The 22,353-nt window shown below is 59.6% G+C and carries 19 protein-coding genes, 1 tRNA gene, 1 pseudogene and 1 riboswitch; of the genes and pseudogenes, 11 read left to right on the forward strand and 10 right to left on the reverse strand.

Annotated elements, in window-relative coordinates; all coding sequences use genetic code 11:
- Positions 1–11: 11 nt before the first annotated feature.
- The 5 genes from argS to J5W70_RS12525 form a co-directional block, all read right to left on the reverse strand.
- A complete protein-coding gene (argS, locus tag J5W70_RS12505) occupies positions 12–1,769 on the reverse strand; it encodes an arginine--tRNA ligase (protein ID WP_022397399.1) in 1,758 nt (585 codons plus the stop codon).
- 139 nt (positions 1,770–1,908) lie between these two features.
- Positions 1,909–2,361, reverse strand: a complete 453-nt coding sequence (locus tag J5W70_RS12510) for a four helix bundle suffix domain-containing protein (protein ID WP_215832852.1) — start codon at positions 2,359–2,361, stop codon at positions 1,909–1,911.
- A gap of 283 nt (positions 2,362–2,644) precedes the next feature.
- Positions 2,645–2,788, reverse strand: a complete 144-nt coding sequence (locus J5W70_RS12515) for a hypothetical protein (protein WP_022397401.1) — start codon at positions 2,786–2,788, stop codon at positions 2,645–2,647.
- A gap of 174 nt (positions 2,789–2,962) precedes the next feature.
- On the reverse strand, positions 2,963–3,487 hold the full coding sequence (locus J5W70_RS12520) for a hypothetical protein (RefSeq protein ID WP_022397402.1): 525 nt from the start codon (positions 3,485–3,487) through the stop codon (positions 2,963–2,965).
- Between the two features lie 94 nt (positions 3,488–3,581).
- On the reverse strand, positions 3,582–4,445 hold the full coding sequence (locus J5W70_RS12525; RefSeq protein ID WP_022397403.1) for a hypothetical protein: 864 nt from the start codon (positions 4,443–4,445) through the stop codon (positions 3,582–3,584).
- 191 nt (positions 4,446–4,636) lie between these two features.
- Here J5W70_RS12525 and J5W70_RS12530 point away from each other — a divergent pair, with 191 nt between their 5' ends.
- Both J5W70_RS12530 and J5W70_RS12535 read left to right on the forward strand, forming a co-directional pair.
- Positions 4,637–5,137 carry a GNAT family N-acetyltransferase gene (locus tag J5W70_RS12530; protein ID WP_022397404.1) on the forward strand — a complete coding sequence of 167 codons (501 nt, stop codon included), beginning with the start codon at positions 4,637–4,639 and terminating at the stop codon, positions 5,135–5,137.
- Between the two features lie 96 nt (positions 5,138–5,233).
- Positions 5,234–6,247, forward strand: a complete 1,014-nt coding sequence (locus tag J5W70_RS12535) for a TlpA disulfide reductase family protein (protein ID WP_022397405.1) — start codon at positions 5,234–5,236, stop codon at positions 6,245–6,247.
- A 42-nt stretch (positions 6,248–6,289) separates the two neighbouring features.
- On the opposite strand, the gene J5W70_RS12540 is transcribed toward J5W70_RS12535, so the two are convergent.
- A complete protein-coding gene (locus J5W70_RS12540) occupies positions 6,290–6,649 on the reverse strand; it encodes a TfoX/Sxy family protein (RefSeq protein ID WP_180973624.1) in 360 nt (119 codons plus the stop codon).
- 193 nt (positions 6,650–6,842) lie between these two features.
- Positions 6,843–7,059: riboswitch (cobalamin riboswitch) on the forward strand.
- Between the two features lie 9 nt (positions 7,060–7,068).
- Between J5W70_RS12540 and J5W70_RS12545 the strand changes: the two genes are divergently transcribed.
- The 8 genes from J5W70_RS12545 to J5W70_RS12580 are packed head-to-tail and all read left to right on the forward strand — an operon-like array spanning position 7,069 to position 17,554.
- Positions 7,069–8,034, forward strand: a complete 966-nt coding sequence (locus J5W70_RS12545) for a sirohydrochlorin cobaltochelatase (protein WP_022397407.1) — start codon at positions 7,069–7,071, stop codon at positions 8,032–8,034.
- 1 nt (position 8,035) lies between these two features.
- Complete coding sequence (locus J5W70_RS12550; protein ID WP_022397408.1) at positions 8,036–8,743, forward strand: precorrin-2 C(20)-methyltransferase; 708 nt, start codon at positions 8,036–8,038, stop codon at positions 8,741–8,743.
- Positions 8,740–9,981, forward strand: coding sequence for a hypothetical protein (locus J5W70_RS12555; protein ID WP_022397409.1), 1,242 nt, complete (start codon positions 8,740–8,742; stop codon positions 9,979–9,981). Before J5W70_RS12550 ends, J5W70_RS12555 begins: the two co-directional genes overlap by 4 nt.
- A 6-nt stretch (positions 9,982–9,987) precedes the next feature.
- On the forward strand, positions 9,988–10,650 hold the full coding sequence (locus tag J5W70_RS12560) for a precorrin-8X methylmutase (protein ID WP_022397410.1): 663 nt from the start codon (positions 9,988–9,990) through the stop codon (positions 10,648–10,650).
- A gap of 38 nt (positions 10,651–10,688) precedes the next feature.
- Positions 10,689–11,807, forward strand: a complete 1,119-nt coding sequence (gene cbiD / locus J5W70_RS12565) for a cobalt-precorrin-5B (C(1))-methyltransferase CbiD (protein ID WP_022397411.1) — start codon at positions 10,689–10,691, stop codon at positions 11,805–11,807.
- Positions 11,795–13,012 (forward strand): precorrin-6Y C5,15-methyltransferase (decarboxylating) subunit CbiT, encoded by a 1,218-nt coding sequence (cbiT, locus tag J5W70_RS12570; RefSeq protein ID WP_022397412.1) that lies wholly within the window; start codon positions 11,795–11,797, stop codon positions 13,010–13,012. Before cbiD ends, cbiT begins: the two co-directional genes overlap by 13 nt.
- Positions 13,009–15,627: a precorrin-4 C(11)-methyltransferase gene (gene cobM, locus J5W70_RS12575; RefSeq protein WP_022397413.1), complete on the forward strand. Its 2,619-nt coding sequence runs from the start codon at positions 13,009–13,011 to the stop codon at positions 15,625–15,627. Before cbiT ends, cobM begins: the two co-directional genes overlap by 4 nt.
- 43 nt (positions 15,628–15,670) lie before the next feature.
- Complete coding sequence (locus J5W70_RS12580) at positions 15,671–17,554, forward strand: cobyrinic acid a,c-diamide synthase CobB (RefSeq protein WP_022397414.1); 1,884 nt, start codon at positions 15,671–15,673, stop codon at positions 17,552–17,554.
- A 60-nt stretch (positions 17,555–17,614) separates the two neighbouring features.
- Here the strand turns inward: J5W70_RS12580 and cobO are convergent, their stop codons facing one another.
- A complete protein-coding gene (gene cobO / locus J5W70_RS12585) occupies positions 17,615–18,142 on the reverse strand; it encodes a cob(I)yrinic acid a,c-diamide adenosyltransferase (RefSeq protein WP_215832853.1) in 528 nt (175 codons plus the stop codon).
- Positions 18,143–18,383: 241 nt separating this feature from the next.
- On the opposite strand from cobO, the gene J5W70_RS12590 reads away from it, so the two are divergent.
- Positions 18,384–18,471 (forward strand) — tRNA-Ser (locus J5W70_RS12590).
- A 147-nt stretch (positions 18,472–18,618) separates the two neighbouring features.
- On the opposite strand, the gene J5W70_RS12595 is transcribed toward J5W70_RS12590, so the two are convergent.
- The 3 genes and pseudogenes from J5W70_RS12595 to J5W70_RS12600 form a co-directional block, all read right to left on the reverse strand.
- Positions 18,619–20,493 carry a hypothetical protein gene (locus J5W70_RS12595; protein ID WP_257228295.1) on the reverse strand — a complete coding sequence of 625 codons (1,875 nt, stop codon included), beginning with the start codon at positions 20,491–20,493 and terminating at the stop codon, positions 18,619–18,621.
- A gap of 300 nt (positions 20,494–20,793) precedes the next feature.
- Positions 20,794–21,498 (reverse strand): annotated as a pseudogene (locus tag J5W70_RS13030) (glycosyltransferase family 10 domain-containing protein); the annotation flags it as partial.
- Positions 21,499–21,568: 70 nt separating this feature from the next.
- Complete coding sequence (locus J5W70_RS12600; protein ID WP_022397417.1) at positions 21,569–22,336, reverse strand: beta-1 4-N-acetylgalactosaminyltransferase CgtA; 768 nt, start codon at positions 22,334–22,336, stop codon at positions 21,569–21,571.
- Positions 22,337–22,353: the final 17 nt, after the last annotated feature.

Here is a 22,353-nt window from a genome sequence, read left to right on the forward strand (position 1 = left end):
GGAAGAAACGGTTACATTCTGTCCGGAAGCTGGATGCCCAGCAGGCCCAGCCCGTGCTTGAGGGTGCGGGCCGTCAGCTCGCACAGGGCCAGGCGGGAGTGCCGCACAGCCCCTTCCGATTTCAGGACCGGGCACGCCTCATAGAAGGAGTGGAAGGCCCGGGCCAGGTCAAAGAGGTAGGCGGCCAGCACGTTCGGGCGGCAGTCGTCCAGAACCTGCGGCACCACTTCCCCGTACCGGGCCAGGAGCCGCGCCAGATGCATTTCCGCATCTTCTGAAAGCTGAATGGGGGCGGACCAGTCCAGCGGGCTGCCGTCCAGCTTGCGGAAGATGGAACGGACGCGCACATAGGAGTTCTGGAGGTACGGGGCCGTGTCCCCCTGGAGGGCCAGCATTTTGTCCCAGTTGAAGACGTAATCCGTCATTCGGTTCTGGGAGAGCTCCGCAAATTTTACGGCTCCTATGCCCACGACTTCCGCCACGCGCTTTTTTTCCTCCTCCGGCATGTCCGGGCTCTTTTCCTCCACCACGCGGGCGGCGCGTTCAATGGCTTCATCCAGCACGTCCTGGAGGGAGACGGTATCCCCGGAGCGGGTTTTAAAAGGCTTGCGGTCGTCCCCCAGGATGGAGCCGAAGGCGATGTGGCGGTAGTCCCCGTCCATGCCGCGGCGGCGCTGCGTGGAGAAAATCTGCCGGAAATGCAGGGCCTGGGGGGCGCCCACCACGTACCAGATGGAATCCGCCCCCCACGTCCTGATGCGGTGGTCCAGCGTCGCGAGGTCCGTGGTGGCGTACAGGAAGCCGCCGTCCGCCTTGCGGATGATGCAGGGGTTGGCGCGCCATTCCCCCTTGTCCTGCACCAGGAAGGGGTCTTCATTGGGCGGCACGGAGCCGTCGGAAAACACGCAGATGGCGCCGTCGCTCTCACGGGCCATTCCGGCGGCGATCATGCCGTCCACCAGCGGGGCCAGGGCGTCATTGTAAAAGCTTTCCCCCAGCCAGTAGTCAAAGTGGATGTCAAGCTGGCCGTAGATTTTGGAAAGGCCGGATTTGGAGACTTCCACGCAGCGCTTCCAGATCGCCAGGTTTTCCCCGTCCCCGGCCTGGAGCTTCACCAGCTCCGCCTTGCAGGTGTCCAGCAGTTCCGGCTTTTCCTTGCACATCAGGTTCACGTCCTTGTACACCCGCAGCAGTTCGTCAATGGGGTTGGCGGCCAGGGCCTGCTCGTCCAGAATGTTCTTCCAGCCCCACAGGATCATGCCGAACTGGGTGCCCCAGTCCCCGATGTGGTTGTCCGTAATCACGTTGTGCCCCACAAAGCGGGCCACGCGGGAGAGGGCGTCACCGATGATGGTGGAGCGGATATGGCCCACATGCATGGGCTTGGCGACGTTGGGCGCGGAGAAGTCAATGACGATGGTTTTGGGGTCCTGCACCTTCTCCACCCCCAGACGGTCGTCCGCCAGCATGGCCAGCAGGCGCGCGGCGTAAAATTCCGGCTTGATGCGGAAGTTGATGAAGCCGGGCCCGGCGATTTCCAGGGAGCAGACGCCGTCCTGCCCCATCCGGTCCACCACCTGCTGGGCCAGAGCGCGGGGATTCGTGCGGCACCGCTTGGCAAGCACCATGGCGGCGTTGCTCTGATAGTCCCCGAACCGCAAATCCGCGGACGGCGTCACACTGGCGCAAAAATCAGCGGGAAGCTCCTCCCCCAACACCGCTTTCAATGCGGCGGACAACTTTTCTTCAAGAATTCCGGGTATGGTCATGTCTGCCCAGATGAACGGACATTCCAACGCCGTAGTCAAGGCGCAACTGTCATGAAGACATATCTTTTGACCCGCAACCCAGCCCGGAAATTGCCCGGGAGGACCATTGGGACGAATGAGACCGGTGAGACAATTGCTTTTACGAGCTTCCCGACTTTCTCCTCTGCTTCCGCAGCCGGGTCATTCTCTCCCTTAAGCCTCCCTTCTGCAAAAACCGTTCTTCCAGTACATTCATTTGTTTTTTCAAGAGAAAAGCGGCCTGATGAATCAGACAAACCGCCATATTCGCGAACACTTCATCGTTTCTGGAATGAGCCAGATTTAAAAACCATTCCGAATGGTCATGCCGCAGGGAGGCCTTCCGCATAAACAGAGATTCGGGAGAATCCTTATCCCATAGCCTCAACCCGCGCGTACGCAAATAATCTTCATAGTCCAGCAGAAGCTCTTCCAAGCTGGCCCGGGCTACATTGGTCAGCTTGATTTCCGTTTCACGGGAAGTAACGGAAGCCATGCTCCCCTCCGCAATATTCTGCTTGCCGGAACGCGCCGCCTGCACCATCTGGTCAGTAGTACGCGCATCACGACTCAAGTAGCGTCGCAGAAAGCTACCGTCAAATCGTAAATGATTTGGGCCTTGCGGAATGAAAGAAGCCGTCTGTAGCCGCCTCCCTTAGGCAGTAAACGCCCGTCATCCATCTGTCCTCCCTTCCCTCTCCGTCCCAAAGGACCCAGCCGTCCCCATCGTCCCATTCACGCACTTCATCGTTTTATGGTACGATGAAAAAAAGGGAGACTCAATTTTTTCTCCCCGTCCCTCCCCGCGAACCGGGCGGCCAGCGCCCGAATCCGCCTTTTCCGTCAGCAGGCCTTTTCTAGAAGGACCGCATTCTGGAAGCCTTCAGCCATGCTTCCAGTTTCCTGGAGGCCTTTACCTCTTTTTCCCGTTTCTTTTCCGGCACGGACTTTCCGGAGAAAGCCTTCGCCAGAACCAATGCCAGTTTTCTTTTCATTTTCATTCTATTTTTCTATAGGGTTTGCTCCACCGGGAGCGGAGGAATTCAGGAAGAATCCCTGCCGTATCCCTTCGGGGAACGCCGCCTACTTACTGTATGCAGTAAGTTTAGTCCATTAGAAAAAAAACGATTCCTTGTCATACTTGATACAATAAGGAAGAGAAAGCCCGCAGGCCGTTAATCAAGAGACTTTTCCAGCAGGTCCGCATCCTTGGCCGCAGACGGATCAAAGGGCCTGCCTATTTTTTTCATCTCCGTTTCCACCCGCCGGTGTGACGATTCGCCCTCCATCATGACGTCCAGGGAGCGTTTCAGGGAGGCCAGATTGGAGGTGTACAGCTTCTGCCGCGCCGCCGTGCGGGAGGCCAGCACGCCACGCCGATCAAACAGGGCCAGCACCGTATAAACGTCCCCGTTTTTCCCTCCGGCAATCAGGCCGACGCCAAAGAGGGGAATATTGCCCAGGAAGTCGTTTTTAGCCTTGCGGTAGCGGTAGGTCCACAAGACGCCGTTTTTCATGGTCACCACGTCGGAGGGCTGGCCCAGCGCGTCGTAAACGTCCGCCTTGGAGGATTTTCCCGGCGCCAGCCTGCCGTATACTTCCGGGGACGCCACGGATTTGTTGCCGTATGTGACGGAACAGGCGGCCAGCGCCAGACAAAGGGCGGCCATGGAGGCAAACAGGACGTAACGCATCTGCATGGCGAAAAGGTACGTTGCCGGGGCTTCAAGTCAATCCCGCAGCCCACCATTCCCCGCACGCGCCGGAAATATCCGGACCGGGGGTAAGCGCTCTTCAGGCCTTCCCTTTTCCGCCAAAGTCATATTTCTCCGTTTTCCAGAGGAACATGCGGCGGTAGAGGTGGTATTCCGTCACGCAGAGGATGGGCATGCCGATGGTTCCGATGAAGGGCAGAAGGCGGAAGAGGTGGCGGCACAGGTAGAGCACCACCATCAGGAAGCTTTCCCTGAATACGGTCATGTACAGGGAGTACGGGTTGACGAGCGTTCTCTTGTACAGGGAGGAGGCCAGCAGAGGGCCGAGAATGGGGATGATGCCCAGCACCACCACGGCCGCAAAGGTCCACCCCCTGCGCCGGGCAATGTAATCATCATAACGGTCCACGGATTGCTCCCCCTGGAGCACCGCTTTTCCGCAGGCAGGGCAGTTCTGTTCCAGCGTAGGTTCATGGAGCGGCTGCCCGCAGTAAAAACACCGCCGGTAGCTGCGAAGCACTTCCTCATGCCTTTTCCATCCGGTGGACGGAATGACGGTGCGCAGCCTGGAATAACCGATCCAGTTCAGGGCGCGGGGTTTGGGATTGGGCGTGCCGCACTTGGGGCAGTGCAGGCCGCACGGGTACATCATGGTGCCGCATTTGGAGCAGAAAATGCGGTGGTCGTATTCCCGGCGGCGGCAAAAAAGGTAGTAGGCTCCCAGGGCCAGGCCGCCCAGCAGCCCCAGGGCGATCACCACCCACGGGTACAGCAGGCAGTAGGCCACCAGGTATTCCGTCCAGGAATGGTCGGAGTGATGAATGAAGGATTCCGGACTGATGGGGTTCTGCGCCACATCCGGAAGCTGGCTTACGTATTTTTCCCCCATGTCCCTGAGCGGCCCGGCAGGGAGCCATTGTTGTATGGGAATGGGTTCTTTCATGGTCTGGCGCGCATGCGGGGTACACCATACAGACAGGTTTTACCCCGGTTTCCGTTAAAAAAGCCTGTGCCATCCAGCATAAAACGCCCCCGCCGGAATAGGGAGGGGAAAGTAGGCCATGCCCGCAAATTCCACCGGAAACCGGGAAGAGGCCCTTTTCATCCGGCCTTTTTCCGTGTAGTATTTCCGCCATGCCTACACTCCGCCAAGCCACCAAAGACGACATCATGCTTATTCATGAACTGGCCGGGCAGGCTTTCCCCGCCACCTACCGGGACCTCCTTTCCCCGGAGCAGATGGAGTTCATGATGGACTGGATGTATTCCCCCGCCAACCTGAAGCAGCAGATGGAGGAGGGGCACGTGTATTTCATCGCCTCCCATGACGGGGAGCACTGCGGCTACCTGTCCGTCCAGCCGGAGGGCCCCGGCGTTTTCCACTTGCAGAAGATTTATGTTCTGCCCGGTTTCCAGGGCCTGCACATCGGCAGCTACCTGTTCCGCCAGGCCGTCAGCTACATCAGGAGCATTCATCCGGAACCGTGCCTGATGCGCCTGAACGTCAACCGCTACAACACCCGCGCGGTGGAGTTTTACCAGCGCATGGGCATGCGGGAACTGGAACGCGGGGATTTCCACATAGGCCACGGCTATTACATGACGGATTACATCATGGGGCTGGATATTGCCTGAGACGCTTTCCCCACAGGAACGGGCAGCCGGGGAGCCCGGCGCGGGGAGCGGGCTTCCTTCTTGACACTCAATGAGGGATTCTGCATCATCCATCCTATGAAAACCTTTACTGCCCTTCTTCTGTCCGGGAGCATCGCCGCCATGACGGCCCCGGCTTTCATCCATGCGGCGGATAATGGCGCCGGAGCCAAAGTCACCTACCCTTCCTTTGACGACAGCAGCCACCTCCACGGACCAAAAATCAAGGCTTCCGACCTGAAGGGGAAGGTGGTGTTTTTTGAGTACTGGGGCATCAACTGCCCGCCCTGCATCGCCAGCATGCCGCATTTGCAGGAATTGCAGGATAAGTTCCAGTCCAAGGGCTTTACCGTGGTAGGCAGCCACCGCCAGGGGCCGAGCCCCAGGATCAAGCAGTTCCTGGAGGAAAAGAAGATTACCTTCCCCGTTTACCAGGGGCTGGATATTCCGGCGGCCTCCTGCCCGGGCGGCCTGCCGCATGCCGTACTGATCGGCGCCAACGGCAAAGTAGTGGCCAAGGGGCACCCCACCCAGCTTTACGACCTGGTGAAGAAGGAGGTGATGAAGGCGGAACGCGGCCTTCCCATCCTGGAAGGCGTGGAGCTGGACAAGTACAAGTCCCTGGCCAAGACGGTCGTTTCCAACGGCAGCAACATCGAGTCCAAGATCACTCCCCTGCGGAAGAAAACGGACGACGAGGAGGCGCAGGCCGTGTGCGGCGCTTTTGACGAATGGCTGGGAGACGCCAAGGACATGGTGCAGGCCCAGATCCAGTCCAACCCGCTGGAAGCGGTGACGGCCATCACGCGCCTGAAGACGGCGGTGCCCTCCGTCAAGGAGTTTGACGAACCGCTGGCGGCTCTGAAAGCCAACAAGGACCTGCCGAAACTGGCCGACCTCAACAAGAAGATTTCCGCCCTGGAACAGCGGAAGGCGAAAGGCCGCAAGGTTTCGGAATCCGACCTTAAGTCCCTGGCGCAGGCCGTGGACAAATTCGCGGAGTCTGACAATGAAGCCACGCAGACCGTGGCGGACAACCTGAAAAGAAGCCTGTCTTCCCTGGCCGTGCAGGAGTCTCCGGAAGATAAATAAGCCTTTCAGCCGAACGGCATTTCATCCGGCACTAACAGGCGTTTACGGACGCCTGTTTCTTTTTTCTCCGGAAGCTTTTTTCTTCTTCCCGGATAAGACATCCGGAGCGGAGAGGACGGAACACGTTTCACGGACAAAGGAGGAAAGAGCCCGGTCATCATCCAGCTCCGTCATCAGGAAATGCGGCCTGGCGCCGGGATAGGGGCTGCCCTGCTCCTGCTGCGGGAGCAGCTTCAGGCCCGGCTCCGTGATTTTGACAAATAATTGGTTGTCACATACCAGGCCGAAAAACTTCCGGTCACAGTACAGGCCGTATTCCCCGAACATTTTTTTGAAGGAAATATCCCCGGCATGCCGGAGCTGGAAACATATATATTCTACTACATCCGGAGAAGAGGCCATACCCCATGCTCTCACACCGGTCCCGCCCACGGCAAGCAGCAAACGCCTGCCTGCGGACTGCCGGGCTGGAAATCCGCGTCTCCCGGAGCCGGAACCCTGCGCCTTTTTCCGGGGCGGGCGGAGAGGCGGCTTTTACCCGTTCACGCACCTTTTCCACCGCTCGCCGGAAATCCGGCGGCGGTTCTAATAAACATTGACACTGACGGCTAAAAACGCCATTAAACACGCCGAAGCAACGGGGAATTCCGTGAGAACCGGAAACAGTCGCGCTGCGGTATCGGGTTACAAACCCTCAGGGAACGTTTTTCACCAGGCGTTCTATCAGCCAGTCCTCCCATTCCGGAGGGTGAAGGCGAGGGGGAGGTTGGAGACCCGGAGTCCGAATATCCTTGCTTTGGTTCACCATACCTTATCAACGCATGATTGAAACATCCTCTTACCTGCCGGGGGCGTTCCTGCCCTTTTCCTCCGTTTTTCTTGCCGGGCTCACCCTGTTTTCCCTGCCCGTGCTTTCCGCCGCCCCATGCGGGGCGGAGGCCTCCCCCGCCCCGGCGGAACAGGCGGCTCCGTCACAGCAGGAAGGGCTTCTTCTCGTCGCCTTCGGGACCAGCCACCAGGACGCCACCGTCTCCTACAAGGAGCTGGAAAAGGACCTTCTGGCCCATTATGCCCCGGACCGCCTGAAGTGGAGCTACACCTCAAGCATCATCCGCAGGAAGCTTGCCGGACGCGGAACCCCGGTTCCCTCCGTGGAGGAGAATCTGGACCGCATGGCCCGCGAAGGCATCCGCACGCTGCGCGTCCAGTCCCTCCACATCGCCCCCGGAGAGGAATTCTCCCGGATGGAGAGGCAGATCGTCAGCTTCCTGGCACGCCATCCGGACAGCTTCGACCACGTGTTCATCGGCCGTCCCCTGCTGGAAAGCGAACGGGACAGGGACGAGGCGGTTACGGCCTTTTTACAGCATTTCCCCGCGGAACGGAAGAAGGATGAAGCCATCCTGCTCATGGGCCACGGCCAGCAGGAAGGCCGCTGCGACATGGTGCTTTCCGATTTTGCCCGAGAGCTGAACAACCGCGACAACCTGGCGTTTTTCGCCACCGTGGAAGGCACGCGCGGCGTGGCCCCCATTCTGGAACAGCTCAAGAAATCCGGCGCAAAAACCGTCTGGCTGGCCCCTTTCATGCTGGTGGCCGGAGACCACGCCAAGAATGACCTGGGCGGGGACGAGGAGGATTCCTGGGCCTCCATGCTCAGGAAGGAGGGGTTCACCGTTAAAACACACCTGAAGGGCCTGGGGGAAAACCCGGGCATCCGCGCCGTTTTCTCCCGCCATGCCCGGACCACGGCGGACGACCTCATGACTCCCAAACAAGCGCATTGACATGTCCTCCCCCGGAAAATTTTACGGAGTGGGCATAGGCCCCGGCAATCCGGAATACCTCACGCTCAGGGCCGTCAACGTGTTCCGGTCCGTGGACGTGGTGTTTACCGTGACGGGCCCCAACAGTGATTTCAGCATTTCCGAAGCAGTGGTGCGGTCCGTGGGCGGCGTGAAGGCGGAGTTCCACAAGCTGGTTTTCAGCATGTCCCGCGACGCCAGAACCCGGCAGGAACAGATTGAGAGGAATACGGCCGTTATTGAGGAGGCCCTTTCCCGCGGCCAGGACTGCGCCTTTGCCACGCTGGGAGACGCCATGACTTACAGCACCCTGGGCTATATCCTGAGCCTCCTGCTCAGCCGGAATCCGGACCTGCACACGGAAGTGGTGCCGGGGATCACCTCCTACTGCACCCTGGCGGCCCACAGCCGCCAGATCCTGGTGGAAAACGGGGAAAGGCTGCGGGTTGTTCCCGCCTTCAGGCCGGAGATGGCGGATTCCCTGGAGTTCCCGCTCGGAACCACCACCGTTCTCATGAAGACCTACCGCAGCCGCGCGCGCCTGATGGAGCGCATCCGGCGGGAGAAGGATATCCGCGTTATTTACGGGGAAAGACTGGGCATGCCCGACGAGTTTATTACGGACGATATTGACGTCATCGCCGCCAGGCCGGAAGAATACCTTTCCCTGATGTTCGTCAAGAAGGCATGAACGGCACCAGGCACTCCCGCACCTATCCCTGGCGCCAGCCTTTCCGCTGGCTCTGGCTGGTGCTGGCCCTGGCGGCCTCCGGAGTCATGGTGGTGAAGATGCCCGCGGGCATGGACGCCTCCGCATCCGGAAGGCCCCGCATGTCCATGAAGCCCGCGGGGGAGACTCCCGCGGAGACGCGCGGGGAAGCAAAAGGAAAGGAAGAAGCCCCCGCTGCCAGCCCGGCCCCGGCGCCCAGAAAACGCCATCATTCCCGGAGCGCGCAGGCTCCGGAAACAGGCGCGGAGAAAATCCTGGCGCGCCTGCCCCAGATAGGCAGCCTGATCGGCCTGGTGGCCCTGGCGGCCTTCATCGGCGGAATTGCAGAAATCTTCCGCTTTCATTTTGCCCTGGGCAAGCTGTTCGGCGGACTGGCGCGCTGGGCCCACCTGCCGGAAATCATCAGCCTGTCCATCCCAACGGCCCTTTATTCCAACGCCGCGGCCAACGGCATGCTGGTGAGCAGCCACGCGGAAGGCAAAATCACCCATTCCAACCTGATTGCGGGAGGCATGATGAACAGCTACCTGTCCTTTGTCTCCCATTCTCTGCGGGTGGCGTACCCCGTCATTGGCGCGGTGGGGCTGCCCGCCATCTGCTACTTCGGCTGGCAGATGGGCTTCGGCTTCCTGTTCATTGCGGGCGTGCTGTTCCTCCACCGCAGGAAAAGCCCCGCTGCCGTTCCGCAGGCGGCGGCTTCCGGGGAGGCTCCCGCCGCCGGGCGCCCCTCCCCGGAGTGGCGCAAATCCCTGCGGCAGACGTGCCTGCGGGTGCTCGCGCTCGTTTTCCGCATGCTCTGCCTGACGGTTCCCCTGATGATTGGCGTGGAGTGGCTGATGAAAAACGGCCTGTTTTCCTGGTGGGAGGAGCACGTGCCGGACTGGGTCAACCGCATTTTCCCCGCGGAGCTCATGAGCATTGTGGCCGCGCAGATGGGCGGCCTGGTCCAGGCCGCGGGGGTGGCCGCCAACCTACGCAGCCACGGCATGGTCACCTCCTCCCAGATTCTGCTGGCCATGCTGGTAGCCAGCGCCATCGGCAACCCCATCCGCGCCCTGCGGCGCAACCTTCCCTCCGCCATGGGCATTTTCCCCGCGCGGGACGCCCTGACCATCGTGCTCGTCATGCAGCTTTCCCGCATGATCGGGGCCATTCTTCTGATTGCCCTGACGGGCCTTTTCATTCATTATACTCACTGACGCCTCATGACCGCCGCACCTGAAATACGCTGGGACATGTCCCCCGCCGCCATTGAGGTGGAAAGCTTCGCCACCATTGAACGGGAGTTCCAGGGCTGGGAAGAACTGCCGCCGGCCGAATGGAAGGTCATGCGCAGGCTTATCCACACCACGGCGGACCTTTCCATTGCCGCGGGGCTGGCTTTCCGCCATGACCCCATACCCTCCGCCCTGGCGGCCCTCCGCAACCACTGCCCCATTTTCTGTGATTCCAACATGATCCGGGCCGGGCTTTCCGTGGAACGCCTGCGGCGCGCCCACCCCGGTTACAGCAAGGAGGATATCCATTGCTACATTGCTGATGCGGACATCGCCGCGCAGGCCAAAGCCACCGGGAGGACGCGCGCCATCTGCGCCGCGGAAAAGGCGCGCCCCATCCTGGACGGGGCCATCGTCCTCATCGGGAACGCCCCCCTTTCCCTGGCCCGCATCTCCCGGTATGTGCTGGAAGAGGGCATCAGGCCCGCCCTGATCGTCGGCATGCCTGTGGGCTTCGTCAACGTGGTGGAATCCAAATTGCTGACGGGGACCTGCCCCGCGCCCCAGATTGTTCTGGACGGGCGGCGCGGCGGAAGCGCCCTGGCCGTCACTACCCTGCACGCCATTCTGGAGAACCTGCCTGCCGCCTGATTTTTCCGCATTCCTCCCCATCCGCCGTATTCCGTCCCATGTCCTCCCCCTTCCCCCAGCCGCTCCGGAAAGGATTTTCCACCGGGGCCAATGCCGCCGCCGCCATCACGGCCGCGTGGAGGACGCTGAACGGCGAGAACATCAGCGAATCCATTCCCCTGCTTTTTCCGGACGGAGAAACGAGAACGCTCCCGCTGGCGGCCAGTGAGCCGGGATTTTCCAGAATCATCAAGGACGGAGGGGATGACCCGGACTGCACCCACGGAGCCGTGATGGAGGCGCGCGTCCGGGCGGCTGTTCCGGAAGAAGCCGCCCCGGAGGATTACCTTCTATCCATCCATGGGGCCACCCTTATCCTGCGCTCTGCCGGGGGCATAGGCCTGTGCACGCTTCCGGGACTGGACTGCGAACAGCACAAATGGGCCATCAACCAGGGACCGCGGCGCATGATTGCGGACAACCTGGCCCGCTCCGGGATGCGGGAAGGCTGCTGGCTGGCAGAAATCCGCGTCCGGGACGGGGAACGGCTTGCCGGGAAAACGCTCAATCCCCTGCTTGGCGTGGTGGGGGGAATCTCCATTTTAGGCACCAGCGGCATCGTGCGCCCGTACAGCCATGAAGCCTATATTGCCACCATCCGCATCTGCGTGCGCTCCACCCGGCTCTCCGGCTTTGACAAGGCGGTCTTCTGCACGGGGGGGAGGACGGCCGCGCTGGCCAAGTCCCTTCTGCCGGGATACCCCTCCATCTCCTTCATCTGCATTGGGGATTTCATTGCGGAAAGCCTTCAGAGCGCAGGAGAACAGGGCATGGCGGAAGCCGTAGTGGCCTGCATGCCGGGCAAGCTCTGCAAGTACGCCGCCGGATTTGCCAATACCCACGCCCACAAGGTGGCGCAGGATATGCAGCTTTTTCTCCGCACGGCGGAACGCCATGCCGCGCTGGCGGATGAAGCGCGGCGGAGCATTCTGGCCTGTTCCTCCGTACGCCAGGCGCTGGCGCTGGTTCCGGAAGAGGCCCACCTTTCCCTGTACCGGGACCTGGCCGCGGAAGCCCGGCGCCAGTTTCAGCGCCACGTGCCCGGCCTGCCCGTCCGTTTCCTGATCTCCGGTTTTTCCGGCAACCTTCTTCTCGACATACCTCCATGCCTCCCCTGACCGTTTTTTCCTGCGGCATAGGCCCGCTTCACCCCTCCCCGGCCCTGCTGGACAAACTGGCAGAGGCGCAGAGCCTGTACGCTTCCGCCGCCCTGCTGAAGGAGTGCCCGCCCTGCAACGCACGGCGCGTCCCCATCGGCAGGAACGCGCGGGAACAGGCGCGGGAGGCGCTGGAAGAAGCCCGGCAGGGCGGAAACGTGGTGGTGCTGGCTTCCGGAGACGCCCTGTTTCACGGGATGGGAGGCACGCTCCGGTCCCTGGCCTGTGACGGGGACAGGCTGGAATTCATCCCGGCCCCCACCGCGTTCCAGGCCCTGTTCCACCGCCTGGGCATGCCGTGGGACCGCGCCCGGTGCTTCAGCGCGCACAGCACGGAATATATTCCGTGGGGGGAAATTCTGGCCCAGCCGCTCGCCGTCATCTACGGTGGCCATCCCTTCACCGCCTGCCGCCTGGCCGCGGCGGCCATGGAGTTCCATCCGTCAGCGGCGGGGCGTTCCGCCGTGGCGGCCCAATGCCTGGGAATGGCTGACGAGCGCATTCTGCAAGGAACCCTGGCGGAGCTGGCCCGGGAGGAATGCTCCCCTACTTCCATGCTCCTGCTGCTGCCGGACAACCGCCCCGGAGCCGCGCCCGTCCTGCCGCTGGGACTGCCGGCGGACTTTTATGAAAAGGAGAACAACCTGATTACGGCGGAGGAAGTGAGGGCGGTCATCCTGTCCAAGCTGCGCCTACCTGCCTGGGGCGTGCTGTGGGACGTGGGAGCCGGAAGCGGCTCCATCGGCCTGGAAGCCGCCGCCCTGCGCCCCGGACTTTCCGTGTACGGGCTGGAACGGCAGGCTGGCCGCCTGGAACTGATCCGCCGGAACTGCCGGAAGCTGGGGTGCGTGAATTACGCCTGCATGCAGGGAGAAGCGCCGGAGGCCCTGGACGCGTTGCCCAAGCCCGACCGCATTTTCACGGGAGGAGGGGGCGCCGGGCTGGAATCCATCATGCAGGCCTGTTTTGACGCCCTGAACCCCGGCGGCCTTCTGGTAGCCTCCGCCGTAACCACGGAAAGCGAGCACCTGCTTTACGGCTGGAACGCCGCCGCACGCACGGGGATGTTCTCCCTGGACATCGCCTCCGAATCTCCCATTGCCGGAACCTACCACCATCTGCGGCACGGCAACCGCATCACCCTTTTCACCTATTCCCGCGCATGAATACCGCCCGTTTTCCCATCCATTTCATAGGAGCCGGCCCCGGGGCCGAAGACCTGATTACCGAACGAGGCGCCGCCCTCCTGAAGGAGGCCGACGTAGTCGTGTATGCCGGGTCCCTGGTCAACCCGGGGCACCTCAAGCGCTGCCGCCCGGAGGCGGAACTTCATGACAGCGCCAGAATGAACCTGGAGGAACAGGTGGAAGTCATGGCACGGGGGGTGCTGGAAGGAAAGAAGGTGGTGCGCCTCCACACGGGGGACCCGTCCATGTACGGAGCCATCGCGGAGCAATTCGACCTGCTTGACAAAAAGGGCATTGAATCCATTGTGGTGCCGGGAGTCAGCAGCGTTTTTGCCGCCGCCGCGGCCTTGCGCACGGAGCTGACCTATCCCGGAATTGCCCAGAGCCTGGTGCTGACGCGCACCCCGGGAAGAACGCCCATGCCCTCCGGGGAAGCCTGCGAGGCCTTTGCCAAAACGGGCGCCACGCTGGCATTCTTCCTCAGCGCGGGGAAGCTGGATGAACTGGCCGCACGGCTTATCTCCGCCGGGAAATCCCCCGATACGGCGGCGGCGGTAGTGTACCGCGCCACCTGGCCGGATGAAAAGATCATCCGCGGCACGCTGTCCACCATCGCGGCGGAAACGGCGCGGGCGGGCATCGGCAGGCAGGCCCTCATCCTGGTGGGTGACGCCATCGGCGCGCACGACTGCGGGCAGTCCCTGCTCTATCACGGCCAATTCAGCCACGGCTACCGGAATGAGAAGGAAGACGAACGGTTCAACGGAAGCTGCGCCTTTTACGCCTTCACGGCCAAGGGCGCCCGGAAGGCGGCTGAAATATCCCAGTCCCTGGGAAAAACCGTTATTTACTCCGTATGCAGGAATGAGGAGGAAGAAGGAGTGAACCGGGTGAAGCCGGAAGATTTTGACCAGCTTCTGGCCCGGCAGTGGAACCAGTTTGACGCCCACGTCTTTGTGGGGGCCACGGGCATCGCCATCAGGAAAACCGCTCCCCTGCTCCGGGACAAGGCCACGGACCCGGCGGTGCTTTCCTGCTCCGAATCCGGTTCCCACCTTATTCCCCTGCTCTCCGGGCACCTGGGCGGCGGCAACCGCCTGGCGCGCAGGCTGGCCCGCATCAGCGGAGGGGAAGCCGTCATCACCACCGCCACGGATACGCGGGGAATGACCGCCTTTGACGAAGCGGCGGCCAGGGAAAAGGCCTGTGTTCTCAATCCGGACGCCATTAAAACCCTGAACGCCGCCCTGCTGGCCGGAGACACCATCCTCTTCCACGGTCCGCAGGAGATTTACGAACGTTACTGGAAGGACTGCCCCAAGGTCATTCCGGCGGAAACGGGCGGTAAGGATACCACGGAAACGCCGGATACTCCCGCCGTGTACTGGGATGCGGTTCCGCCAGAAACCGGGGGGGAAACGCCTGTACTGTCCATCCGGTCCGCCTCCTTCGTGCTTGGAATAGGCTGTAAAAAAGGGACGGACCCCGACCTGTTGAAACAAAGCGCGGAGGAATTTCTGCACCGGGAGGGAATCTCCCGTACCCAGTTGAAAGCCCTTGCCTCCTGCACGCTCAAGGAGCAGGAGTCGGCCATCCTGGCCCTGGCTGAACAATGGGGAGTGCCGTTCCAGGTTTTTACGCCCGCGCAGCTGGACAGCGTGGAAATCCCCACGCCGTCAGACGCCGTTTTTGAAAAAACGGGGACTCATTCCGTTTCCGAGGCTTCCGCCATTCTGGCCTCCGGGGGTAAAATCAGCACTCCTAAAACCGTTTGCGGCGGGAACGTCACGCTGGCCCTGGCAACGTGCCCGCACGGCAGCCGGAACAAGGCCCGTCAAGGAGCCGGAAATGTCATCGTCATCGGGCTGGGGTCCGGGTCTCCGGGCCAGCTTACGCCGGAAGCGGCGGCAGCCATGGAGCAATGCACCTGCATAGCCGGCTACACCAAATACCTGGATTTCATCCGGGAACGCATCCACGGGAAAAAGATGATCCAGACCGGGATGATGGGGGAAGTGCCGCGGTGCACGGCCGCGCTGGAAGCGGCTCTGAACGGGGAAAATGTCTGCATGGTCTGCTCCGGTGACCCGGGCATCCTGGCCATGGCCGGGCTGCTCTACGAAATGAGGAAGGAAAACGAACGCTTTTCCCCGGTCCGCATTGAAGTGCTCCCGGGAATTACGGCGGCCAGCATTTCCGCCTCCGCGCTGGGGGCGCCCCTCCAGAACGGCTTCTGCCTGTTGAGCCTGTCCGACCTGCTGGTCCCTGCGGAGGAAATCCGTGCCAACCTGGAGCAAAGCGCCGGAACGGCGCTGCCCGTGGTCCTTTACAACCCCGCCGGACGCAAACGCCGCCATCTGCTGGAGGAGGCCCTGCGCATCTTCCGGAACCAACGCGGGGGGAAAAACCTCTGCGCCTACGTGAAGCACGCGGGGCGCCCGGCCCAACGGAAATGGGTGGGGACGCTGGACGAATTCCCGCTGGAGGACGTGGACATGTCCACGCTGGTGCTTCTGGGAGGCCCCAGGACCATCAGGGACGGAGACGTCCTTTTTGAACGGAGAGGCTACGCCGACAAATACGGAATATCCTGACCTGATCCGGAAAGACAGCATCCGCAGAATTTGCCTGTTTCCCATGAATAAGCCTTTTCACGCCTTCTGCATCGCCTCCACCCAGTCCGGGGGAGGCAAGACCACGGTATCCCTCGCCCTGATGGCGGCGCTCTCCGCCCGGGGATTACGCGTGCAGGCCTTCAAGTGCGGCCCGGACTACATTGACCCCTCCTTCCACCGGCAGGCGACGGGATTGCCTTCCTTCAATCTGGATACGTGGATGATGGGGAAAAACGGAGTCCGTTCCCAATGGGCACGGCACGCCTCCTGCGCGGACATCGCTATTTGCGAAGGGGTCATGGGCCTCTTTGACGCCAGAACGCCGGAAAGCCTGGAAGGAAGCACGGCGGACTGCGCCCTTACGCTCGGATTGCCCGTCCTGCTGGTGGTTCAGGCGCGGGGCATGGCGGGATCCATTGCCGCCGTCGTCCGCGGCTTCTCCCAGCACCATCCCGGCCTGAACATAGCGGGAGTTATTGCCAACGGCGTGGGAAGCGCCGCGCACGCAGACCTTCTGCGCCGGGCGCTGGACCACCACAGGATGCCGCCGCTGGTGGCGGCGTTCCCCAAAAACGCGGAATGGACGCTCCCGGAACGGCAGCTGGGCCTGGTTCCCGCGGAAGAGGAAGCCCGGCAGCAATCCTGGTTCCTCCGGCTGGCGGCAGAGGCAGAAAAGCGCGTCAACTGGGAACTGCTGATGAACATCACGGAACGCAGACGTCCGGAACCGCTGAAAGTTCCCCTGCCGCCCGCCCCTCCCCACGGGATTCTGGCCGTAGCCCGGGATAATGCCTTCTGTTTTTACTACGGGGACAACCTGGAACGGCTGAAGCAAACGGGCTGGGACATCACCTGCTTTTCTCCGCTGGAAGACACCGCCCTTCCGGAAGGAACCCAGGCCCTCTACCTGGGGGGCGGCTATCCGGAAACCTTCGCAAGCCGCCTGGAAAGCAATGAGGCCATGCGGAAGGCCATCCTGGAATTTGCCCGGAACGGAGGGGAAATCTTTGCCGAATGCGGCGGTTACATGTACCTATGCAAGGAACTGGCGCTTCCGGACGGGACAAGCAGGAACATGTGCGGAGTCATTGACGGGACGGCGCGGATGGGGGAAAAACTCCGTTCCCTGGGATACCGGGAAGCCATGATGGAAACGGGAGCCCCGTTCGGGCTGCCTTTCACCCGCATCCGCGGCCATGAATTCCATTGGTCCCGAATTGAACTGAACCGGCCCTACCCGCCCCTTTACACAGTGACGGACAAGAATGGAAACAAGAGCCGGGAAGGAGTGGCGGATGGGAACGTGAAGGCCGGCTACATCCACCTGTACTGGGGAACGGAAACCCCGGACCACCCGCAGGAGCCTCAGCCGGGGCTGGGGCGCGTCATCCTGCTCAACGGAGCCTCCAGCGCGGGAAAGAGCACGCTGGCCCGGTCCATGCAGCGCCTGATGAAGGGGAATGCCATGATCTTCTCCATGGACGATTATCTGGCCATGAGCCGGGGAAGGCATGAAAACGCCCTGGACGCCGTCCGGGAAACCGGGCTCCCCTTCATCGAGTCCTTCCACGCCGCCATTGCGGAGGCCGCGCGGAAAGGCGCCCTGGTCATCGTGGACCACGTCATCGGCGAATCCCGCGCCTGGGTTCAAGACCTCCTGAACCGCCTGAGCGGCATTCCCCGCGCCCTCATCAAAGTGGACTGCCGGGAGGACATCCTGCTGGAACGCGAGCGGAACCGTACCGACCGGACTCCGGACCCGGCCCATGCGGAGCGCCAATACGGAAGCATTCACCAGAATTTCCCGCATGACTTCTCCATAGACACATCGGAAGCGACGCCCCGGGAATGCGCCCAGAAACTCATGGAACAGCTTCCACCGGAATTCAGGGCGACGCAGGAATGAAGAGAGGAATGGCCTACGGCGGAGAACAGGTTTACCTGAGAGTTTTCAGAAGAGAATATCTTAAAACTCAACATTCCTCTGAGCCTTGATTCCCTGCTGAAAGGCATGCCTGACACATTCAATCCGGCTCACGGTATCGGCCACGGCGATCATTTCCTCCGGAGCATCCCGGCCTGTCAGGACAACGACCTTTCCGGGGGTAATTTTTTTCAAAGCATCCACGACTTCCACAACGGAAATGAAACCGTAATTCAGGGGGTAAAAAATCTCGTCCAGAATCACGGTTTTCAAGGATTCGTCCTCCAGCCTCTGCCGGGCCAGCCGCCAGCCGTCACGGGCGGCGGAAGCGTGGCGTTCACGGGACTCTTCATCCCTGGCGCGGCCCGTAAATCCGGCCCCGGAACAGACCACCTCCGCATTCGGAAACTGCCGGAGAGCCACCACCTCCCCATAGGAACCGTCGTGCTTGATAAACTGAATTACGGCCACTTTCCCGCCATGCCCCAACGCGCGCAGGGCCATGCCGAAGGCGGAAGTCGTCTTTCCCTTGCCGGGCCCGGTCAGGACAAGAATGCGGGAGCCTTTCATGCCCGGCATTATACAGCCCCTGAGAGTAATACCCAACCCAAATTCCCCTTGATTCCCGGCGTAAAATGCACTACCGGTCTCCGCATTCCCCTGCTGGTCAGGGATAAAACATCTCCACCGGCAGCACAAAATTTCATGAAGCACAGGCACTCATGCCATCTCCACAAACCTGCGGGCAGACGTGAATAGGACTTTACAGAACCGCCCTCCTCACGGTAGCTTATGCCCGCGCTTGTTGCATGGAGAGATGGCAGAGCGGTTTAATGCAGCGGTCTTGAAAACCGCCGTGGGGCAACCCACCGTGGGTTCGAATCCCACTCTCTCCGCCAGTTTTCAGATTTTAAGATGAGTAAAACCCTCGGTTTCTCAAGGTTTTTCGTTTCCAGGCTGTAGTGTTCTGTGCTGTGGCATGAATCTCCTGTACATCTTTTCAAAAGGGACCTATATACTTAGTAACAAGTAAATAACTCTAATTTTTATCTATCTTCCATGATCCATGCGTTCAGATCGATATATTCCGGTGGGGCGGATTTTCCTTTCAAGTCGTCAAAACAGCAATCCGCCATGCGCTTGAATATTTCCGGATATTGCTGAATGAAGTTTTTTGCACCCTTGCATTCATCTTTTTCCCCCCAACCGCAGGGGGGCGAGAAATTGTAAATGATCTGGAGAGAATCAAGGAGATTCCGGAGATTGTTTTCCACTTGTTCCGGGTTACTGTTGCTTACATGGAAAGCGTACGCGCAAGTATCGATTCCTTGCGCCCGGTTTTCCTTAAGCAGCAACGACGGATTGACCCGGAGACGTTTTTCTTGAGGACAGTTTTCCTCTGTATGCCGGCTTTCCGGGCCGACATTCCACGGCATTCCGAGAATTCCGGTCCGGACGGAAGGATAGCGTTTTTTAATGCATGAAGCGAGAAGAAGGCAGGCAACGGCTTCTTCCGCCCTCCCTGCCAGGAGAATGCGCTTCGCATGCGGGGTGGCGGCGAGAAATTCAAGGATATCCCGTTTCATGTTGTCCAAATGGTCTTCCAGGTTCCAGGAAGAATAACGGATACGAATGACGGGACGCCCCGTTGAATGCAGCCACGGTTTTTCCGGGGCGCCGCAGAGAGCAATGACATATTCATCCGCAATAGAAGAGTCCGGCGCCATGAATGAATAGGAAGAGAACCAGTAATTACCGTCTTCTCTGCGAAGAAAGGTTTCCTTTCCCCAGTAATCCCAGCCTATGACGAGTTTTTTGTCCGAGTATTCAAGGATTTCGCCTCCATCGTTGCAATTTAAACGCTTTCCCCTGTTTCCCGTGATGCACAAGCCATCCGTCCAATCCTGCTGGCGCAAATGAATAAGGGAGGAGGCATGGGGAGGAGATTGAAGGAAGGCGGCTTCTTCCTTCTTCCGTAAACGGTAGGCGCCTTCTTCCATTTTCGTAAAGGTTTCCACGCCCCATTTATCCCATTTCAATGTGATTTCCACTCCGGTCAGAGACAGCACGTCGGCTTCATCCCGAGGGCCGTCCAGGCGAATGGCCCGTCCATTGCTGATTTTCATGCATCCTTTCCAGTCAGAATGGATGATGTCCACGAGGTGTTCATCATTCCCGGCATCTGTAGAAGCACCGTTCTGCATTTTCCGGAATTCCTCGGAAACAGTACCTCCCCGCATGATGGAAGCATTGCTTTTTTGCATAATCAGATGGCTGTGAATTCCCCGCTTTTTCAGATAGGGAGCTATGTCAGCACACCCGTGTTCCAGCATGACGGTCTGGAATAGCTGGTCTTCCGCAAAGCCAAATTGATAGAATCCCGTTTGCCTTAAACAACGGTACATGGCTTCCTTCATAGCCGCGCGGTCGGTTTCCCAAGCCAGCAGATCCTCCATGACCCGCCGTGACATGATTTGAGCCGGCCCCAGGGCCAGCAGGAAGGACTTTTCCAGATAAGGGTATCCTTCATGCCGTTTCAGCCACAGGCCCTCCCCACGGTGGCAGCTTGAATAACCATCGGGCAACAAGGCATGAAAATCGGCAACATGCCGGAAGTAGTCCGGGTCATAGAAGTCATCATCGTCAATCTTGGCAAAAAGGTCATAGGATGAAATATCCAGGCCACGGACGGTATCCATAAAGTTGGTAAGCTGGTTTCTGTTAGGGCAGAGGCGCAGCGTCACTCTTCCGGCATCGATGAACGGCTGCACATGGGGAAGCAGAATCCTGCGGGCCGTTTCAGCCGAAACTCCCTTAACTGCTGCAAATACATGCAGATGTGGATAGCTCTGGTTCATCATGCAGAGAATCTGGCGAAGGAGGTCTTCCACCCGCTTGTATGATGCAATGCATGCCGCCATATTGAATGGCCGTCCAAGTGGCCGTTTCTGAGAAGGAGAAACTGTTTCCGAAACCGTCCATGGTTTCCCATCGTCATACCGCGGCATAAAAACTCCCCCGTGAAGCAACGGTTCGTCCTTTCCCTCCATGGAGGCAGGCTGCCGCCCGGCATTTCCCTCCCTGAAAATTTTCTTGAAAAACAAGGCTGCTTCATCCAGCAGGCCATCCACGCCGATCTGTCCCTCGTCAAACAAGGGGCCCTTGAAGTAGGAGAGGTATTCGTCAACATTCCTGTCCAGGTGCTCCACATACCGGACCAGTTCCGCATGATTGCGAAAATCACGAGCATTGATGAACCGCCCGGGGTTGAATTCGCGGCAGGCATCCGGTGCTCCCCAGTAGACGGGCAGGCTTCCGGCAGCAAAAGCATCCGTCAGTTTTTGCGTTATGTAACCGGGGGAAGCATAGTTTTCAAACGCTATGGTGAATTTGTACCGGGAGCAGAATTCGACTTTGTCTTTAACGATCATGCCCGTGTTGTTCAGAAGCTGGCCGGAACTGTCTACGTATTTGTATTGGGAAAGAGTTTCCAAAAAACGGATGGCCTCCCGGAATTCTCCCCCGGAATAGACGAAATTACAGAATTTTTCATGCCGGTTGAGAATATCCCCTGGAACGGAGGAGTATTGTTCAATGTGACCCGTCCTGCGGATATAGTCGGCGTTTAACCACGCAGGAAAACGAAAATGACGGTCCCCGGAAAGCGTTCCATCTCTCAGGCTTGTCAGGGAATAGCATCCTTCCTTCCAGCGCGGCAAAACAGGTTCTTCCGTATAAAACAGACGAGGACCTTTAAAGGAACGTGCGGCATTTCCAAAGATTGAATAAATCAGCAAGTCGGCACGGGCCAGGTCATCCACAAAAACAGCGCCCAAACGTTCTTTCAAGATCAGGCCCAGAATGTGGTTTTGCGGTTTGAACCCGGATTCAAAGTCGGTAAAAGCTATGCAAACGGGAGAGTCCATCCGAGTGACGTGAGATAAGAGTTTTTCCGAGAAAACATGCGATTTCCTGTCCAACCGGCATCAAACGGAACTAGTCCAGGCGGAGATGCGCATACGGGCTTTTTGCCTCCTGCAATAACGGCAGAATACGAGAGAGAAAGCACTCCTGCAGAGCCGGCTTTTGGGAAAGAGGGATGACTTCATCGTCATGAAATTCCCGGATGACATTTTTGTATTTAGCCGTTTTCATGAAGTGCATCCAGCAGGCATCAGGATAAGGGGTCACCTGCGGATGAGCGGTTATATCCACTTCGTAAGGCGCCGCAATTCCAAAGCGGGGCAAGTTGTTCATGCCGCAGATGAGGGAGTCGCCACCGCCATTTACAGGCCGAGGACCATAAATCATCAATCTTTGCTGATGAACCAGGGTATTGTGCCCCCGGATGGAGACGCAATCCTCCGGACCGGATATCATTTGAAAGGCCGCTTCCAGTTCCCGGGTAAAATAAATTTGGTCAGCGTCTATTTTAGAAACGCAAAACAGCTGCCCTTCATAAAGACGGCGAATGAATTCCATGCCGAAATTCAAGTAGGTGTCAATTCTGTTTTCCCGGGGAAGGCTCCTCAAGTCATCCACGGAATGAGGAGGAACGACATGATGCGGATAATGAAGAAAGCTGACCCGGCATTGACAAGCGTGGCAAAGGTGATGTTCCCATTCCTTGACCAGGTCAATGCTGCGGTCATCCATATCCGCCCAGAGCACCACAACGTGGTCCAGAACGGGAGCTACGCTCAACAAACATGGGATAACTGCGTTTTCTTCATTGAGAATACGGAGAAAACCTATCCGTTTCATGTTTTCGGCCAATTTTG

This window comes from Akkermansia massiliensis (assembly GCF_018847375.1).
Lineage (GTDB): Bacteria > Verrucomicrobiota > Verrucomicrobiia > Verrucomicrobiales > Akkermansiaceae > Akkermansia > Akkermansia massiliensis.

Coding starts and splice junctions, on each gene's coding strand:
- argS (WP_022397399.1), bottom strand. CDS start 1,769: ATGACCATACCCGGAATTCTTGAAGAAAAGTTGTCCGCCGCATTGAAA.
- J5W70_RS12515 (WP_022397401.1), bottom strand. CDS start 2,788: ATGAAAATGAAAAGAAAACTGGCATTGGTTCTGGCGAAGGCTTTCTCC.
- J5W70_RS12520 (WP_022397402.1), bottom strand. CDS start 3,487: ATGCAGATGCGTTACGTCCTGTTTGCCTCCATGGCCGCCCTTTGTCTG.
- J5W70_RS12525 (WP_022397403.1), bottom strand. CDS start 4,445: ATGAAAGAACCCATTCCCATACAACAATGGCTCCCTGCCGGGCCGCTC.
- J5W70_RS12530 (WP_022397404.1), top strand. CDS start 4,637: ATGCCTACACTCCGCCAAGCCACCAAAGACGACATCATGCTTATTCAT.
- J5W70_RS12535 (WP_022397405.1), top strand. CDS start 5,234: ATGAAAACCTTTACTGCCCTTCTTCTGTCCGGGAGCATCGCCGCCATG.
- J5W70_RS12540 (WP_180973624.1), bottom strand. CDS start 6,649: ATGGCCTCTTCTCCGGATGTAGTAGAATATATATGTTTCCAGCTCCGG.
- J5W70_RS12545 (WP_022397407.1), top strand. CDS start 7,069: ATGATTGAAACATCCTCTTACCTGCCGGGGGCGTTCCTGCCCTTTTCC.
- J5W70_RS12550 (WP_022397408.1), top strand. CDS start 8,036: ATGTCCTCCCCCGGAAAATTTTACGGAGTGGGCATAGGCCCCGGCAAT.
- J5W70_RS12555 (WP_022397409.1), top strand. CDS start 8,740: ATGAACGGCACCAGGCACTCCCGCACCTATCCCTGGCGCCAGCCTTTC.
- J5W70_RS12560 (WP_022397410.1), top strand. CDS start 9,988: ATGACCGCCGCACCTGAAATACGCTGGGACATGTCCCCCGCCGCCATT.
- cbiD (WP_022397411.1), top strand. CDS start 10,689: ATGTCCTCCCCCTTCCCCCAGCCGCTCCGGAAAGGATTTTCCACCGGG.
- cbiT (WP_022397412.1), top strand. CDS start 11,795: ATGCCTCCCCTGACCGTTTTTTCCTGCGGCATAGGCCCGCTTCACCCC.
- cobM (WP_022397413.1), top strand. CDS start 13,009: ATGAATACCGCCCGTTTTCCCATCCATTTCATAGGAGCCGGCCCCGGG.
- J5W70_RS12580 (WP_022397414.1), top strand. CDS start 15,671: ATGAATAAGCCTTTTCACGCCTTCTGCATCGCCTCCACCCAGTCCGGG.
- cobO (WP_215832853.1), bottom strand. CDS start 18,142: ATGAAAGGCTCCCGCATTCTTGTCCTGACCGGGCCCGGCAAGGGAAAG.
- J5W70_RS12595 (WP_257228295.1), bottom strand. CDS start 20,493: ATGGCGGCATGCATTGCATCATACAAGCGGGTGGAAGACCTCCTTCGC.
- J5W70_RS12600 (WP_022397417.1), bottom strand. CDS start 22,336: ATGAAACGGATAGGTTTTCTCCGTATTCTCAATGAAGAAAACGCAGTT.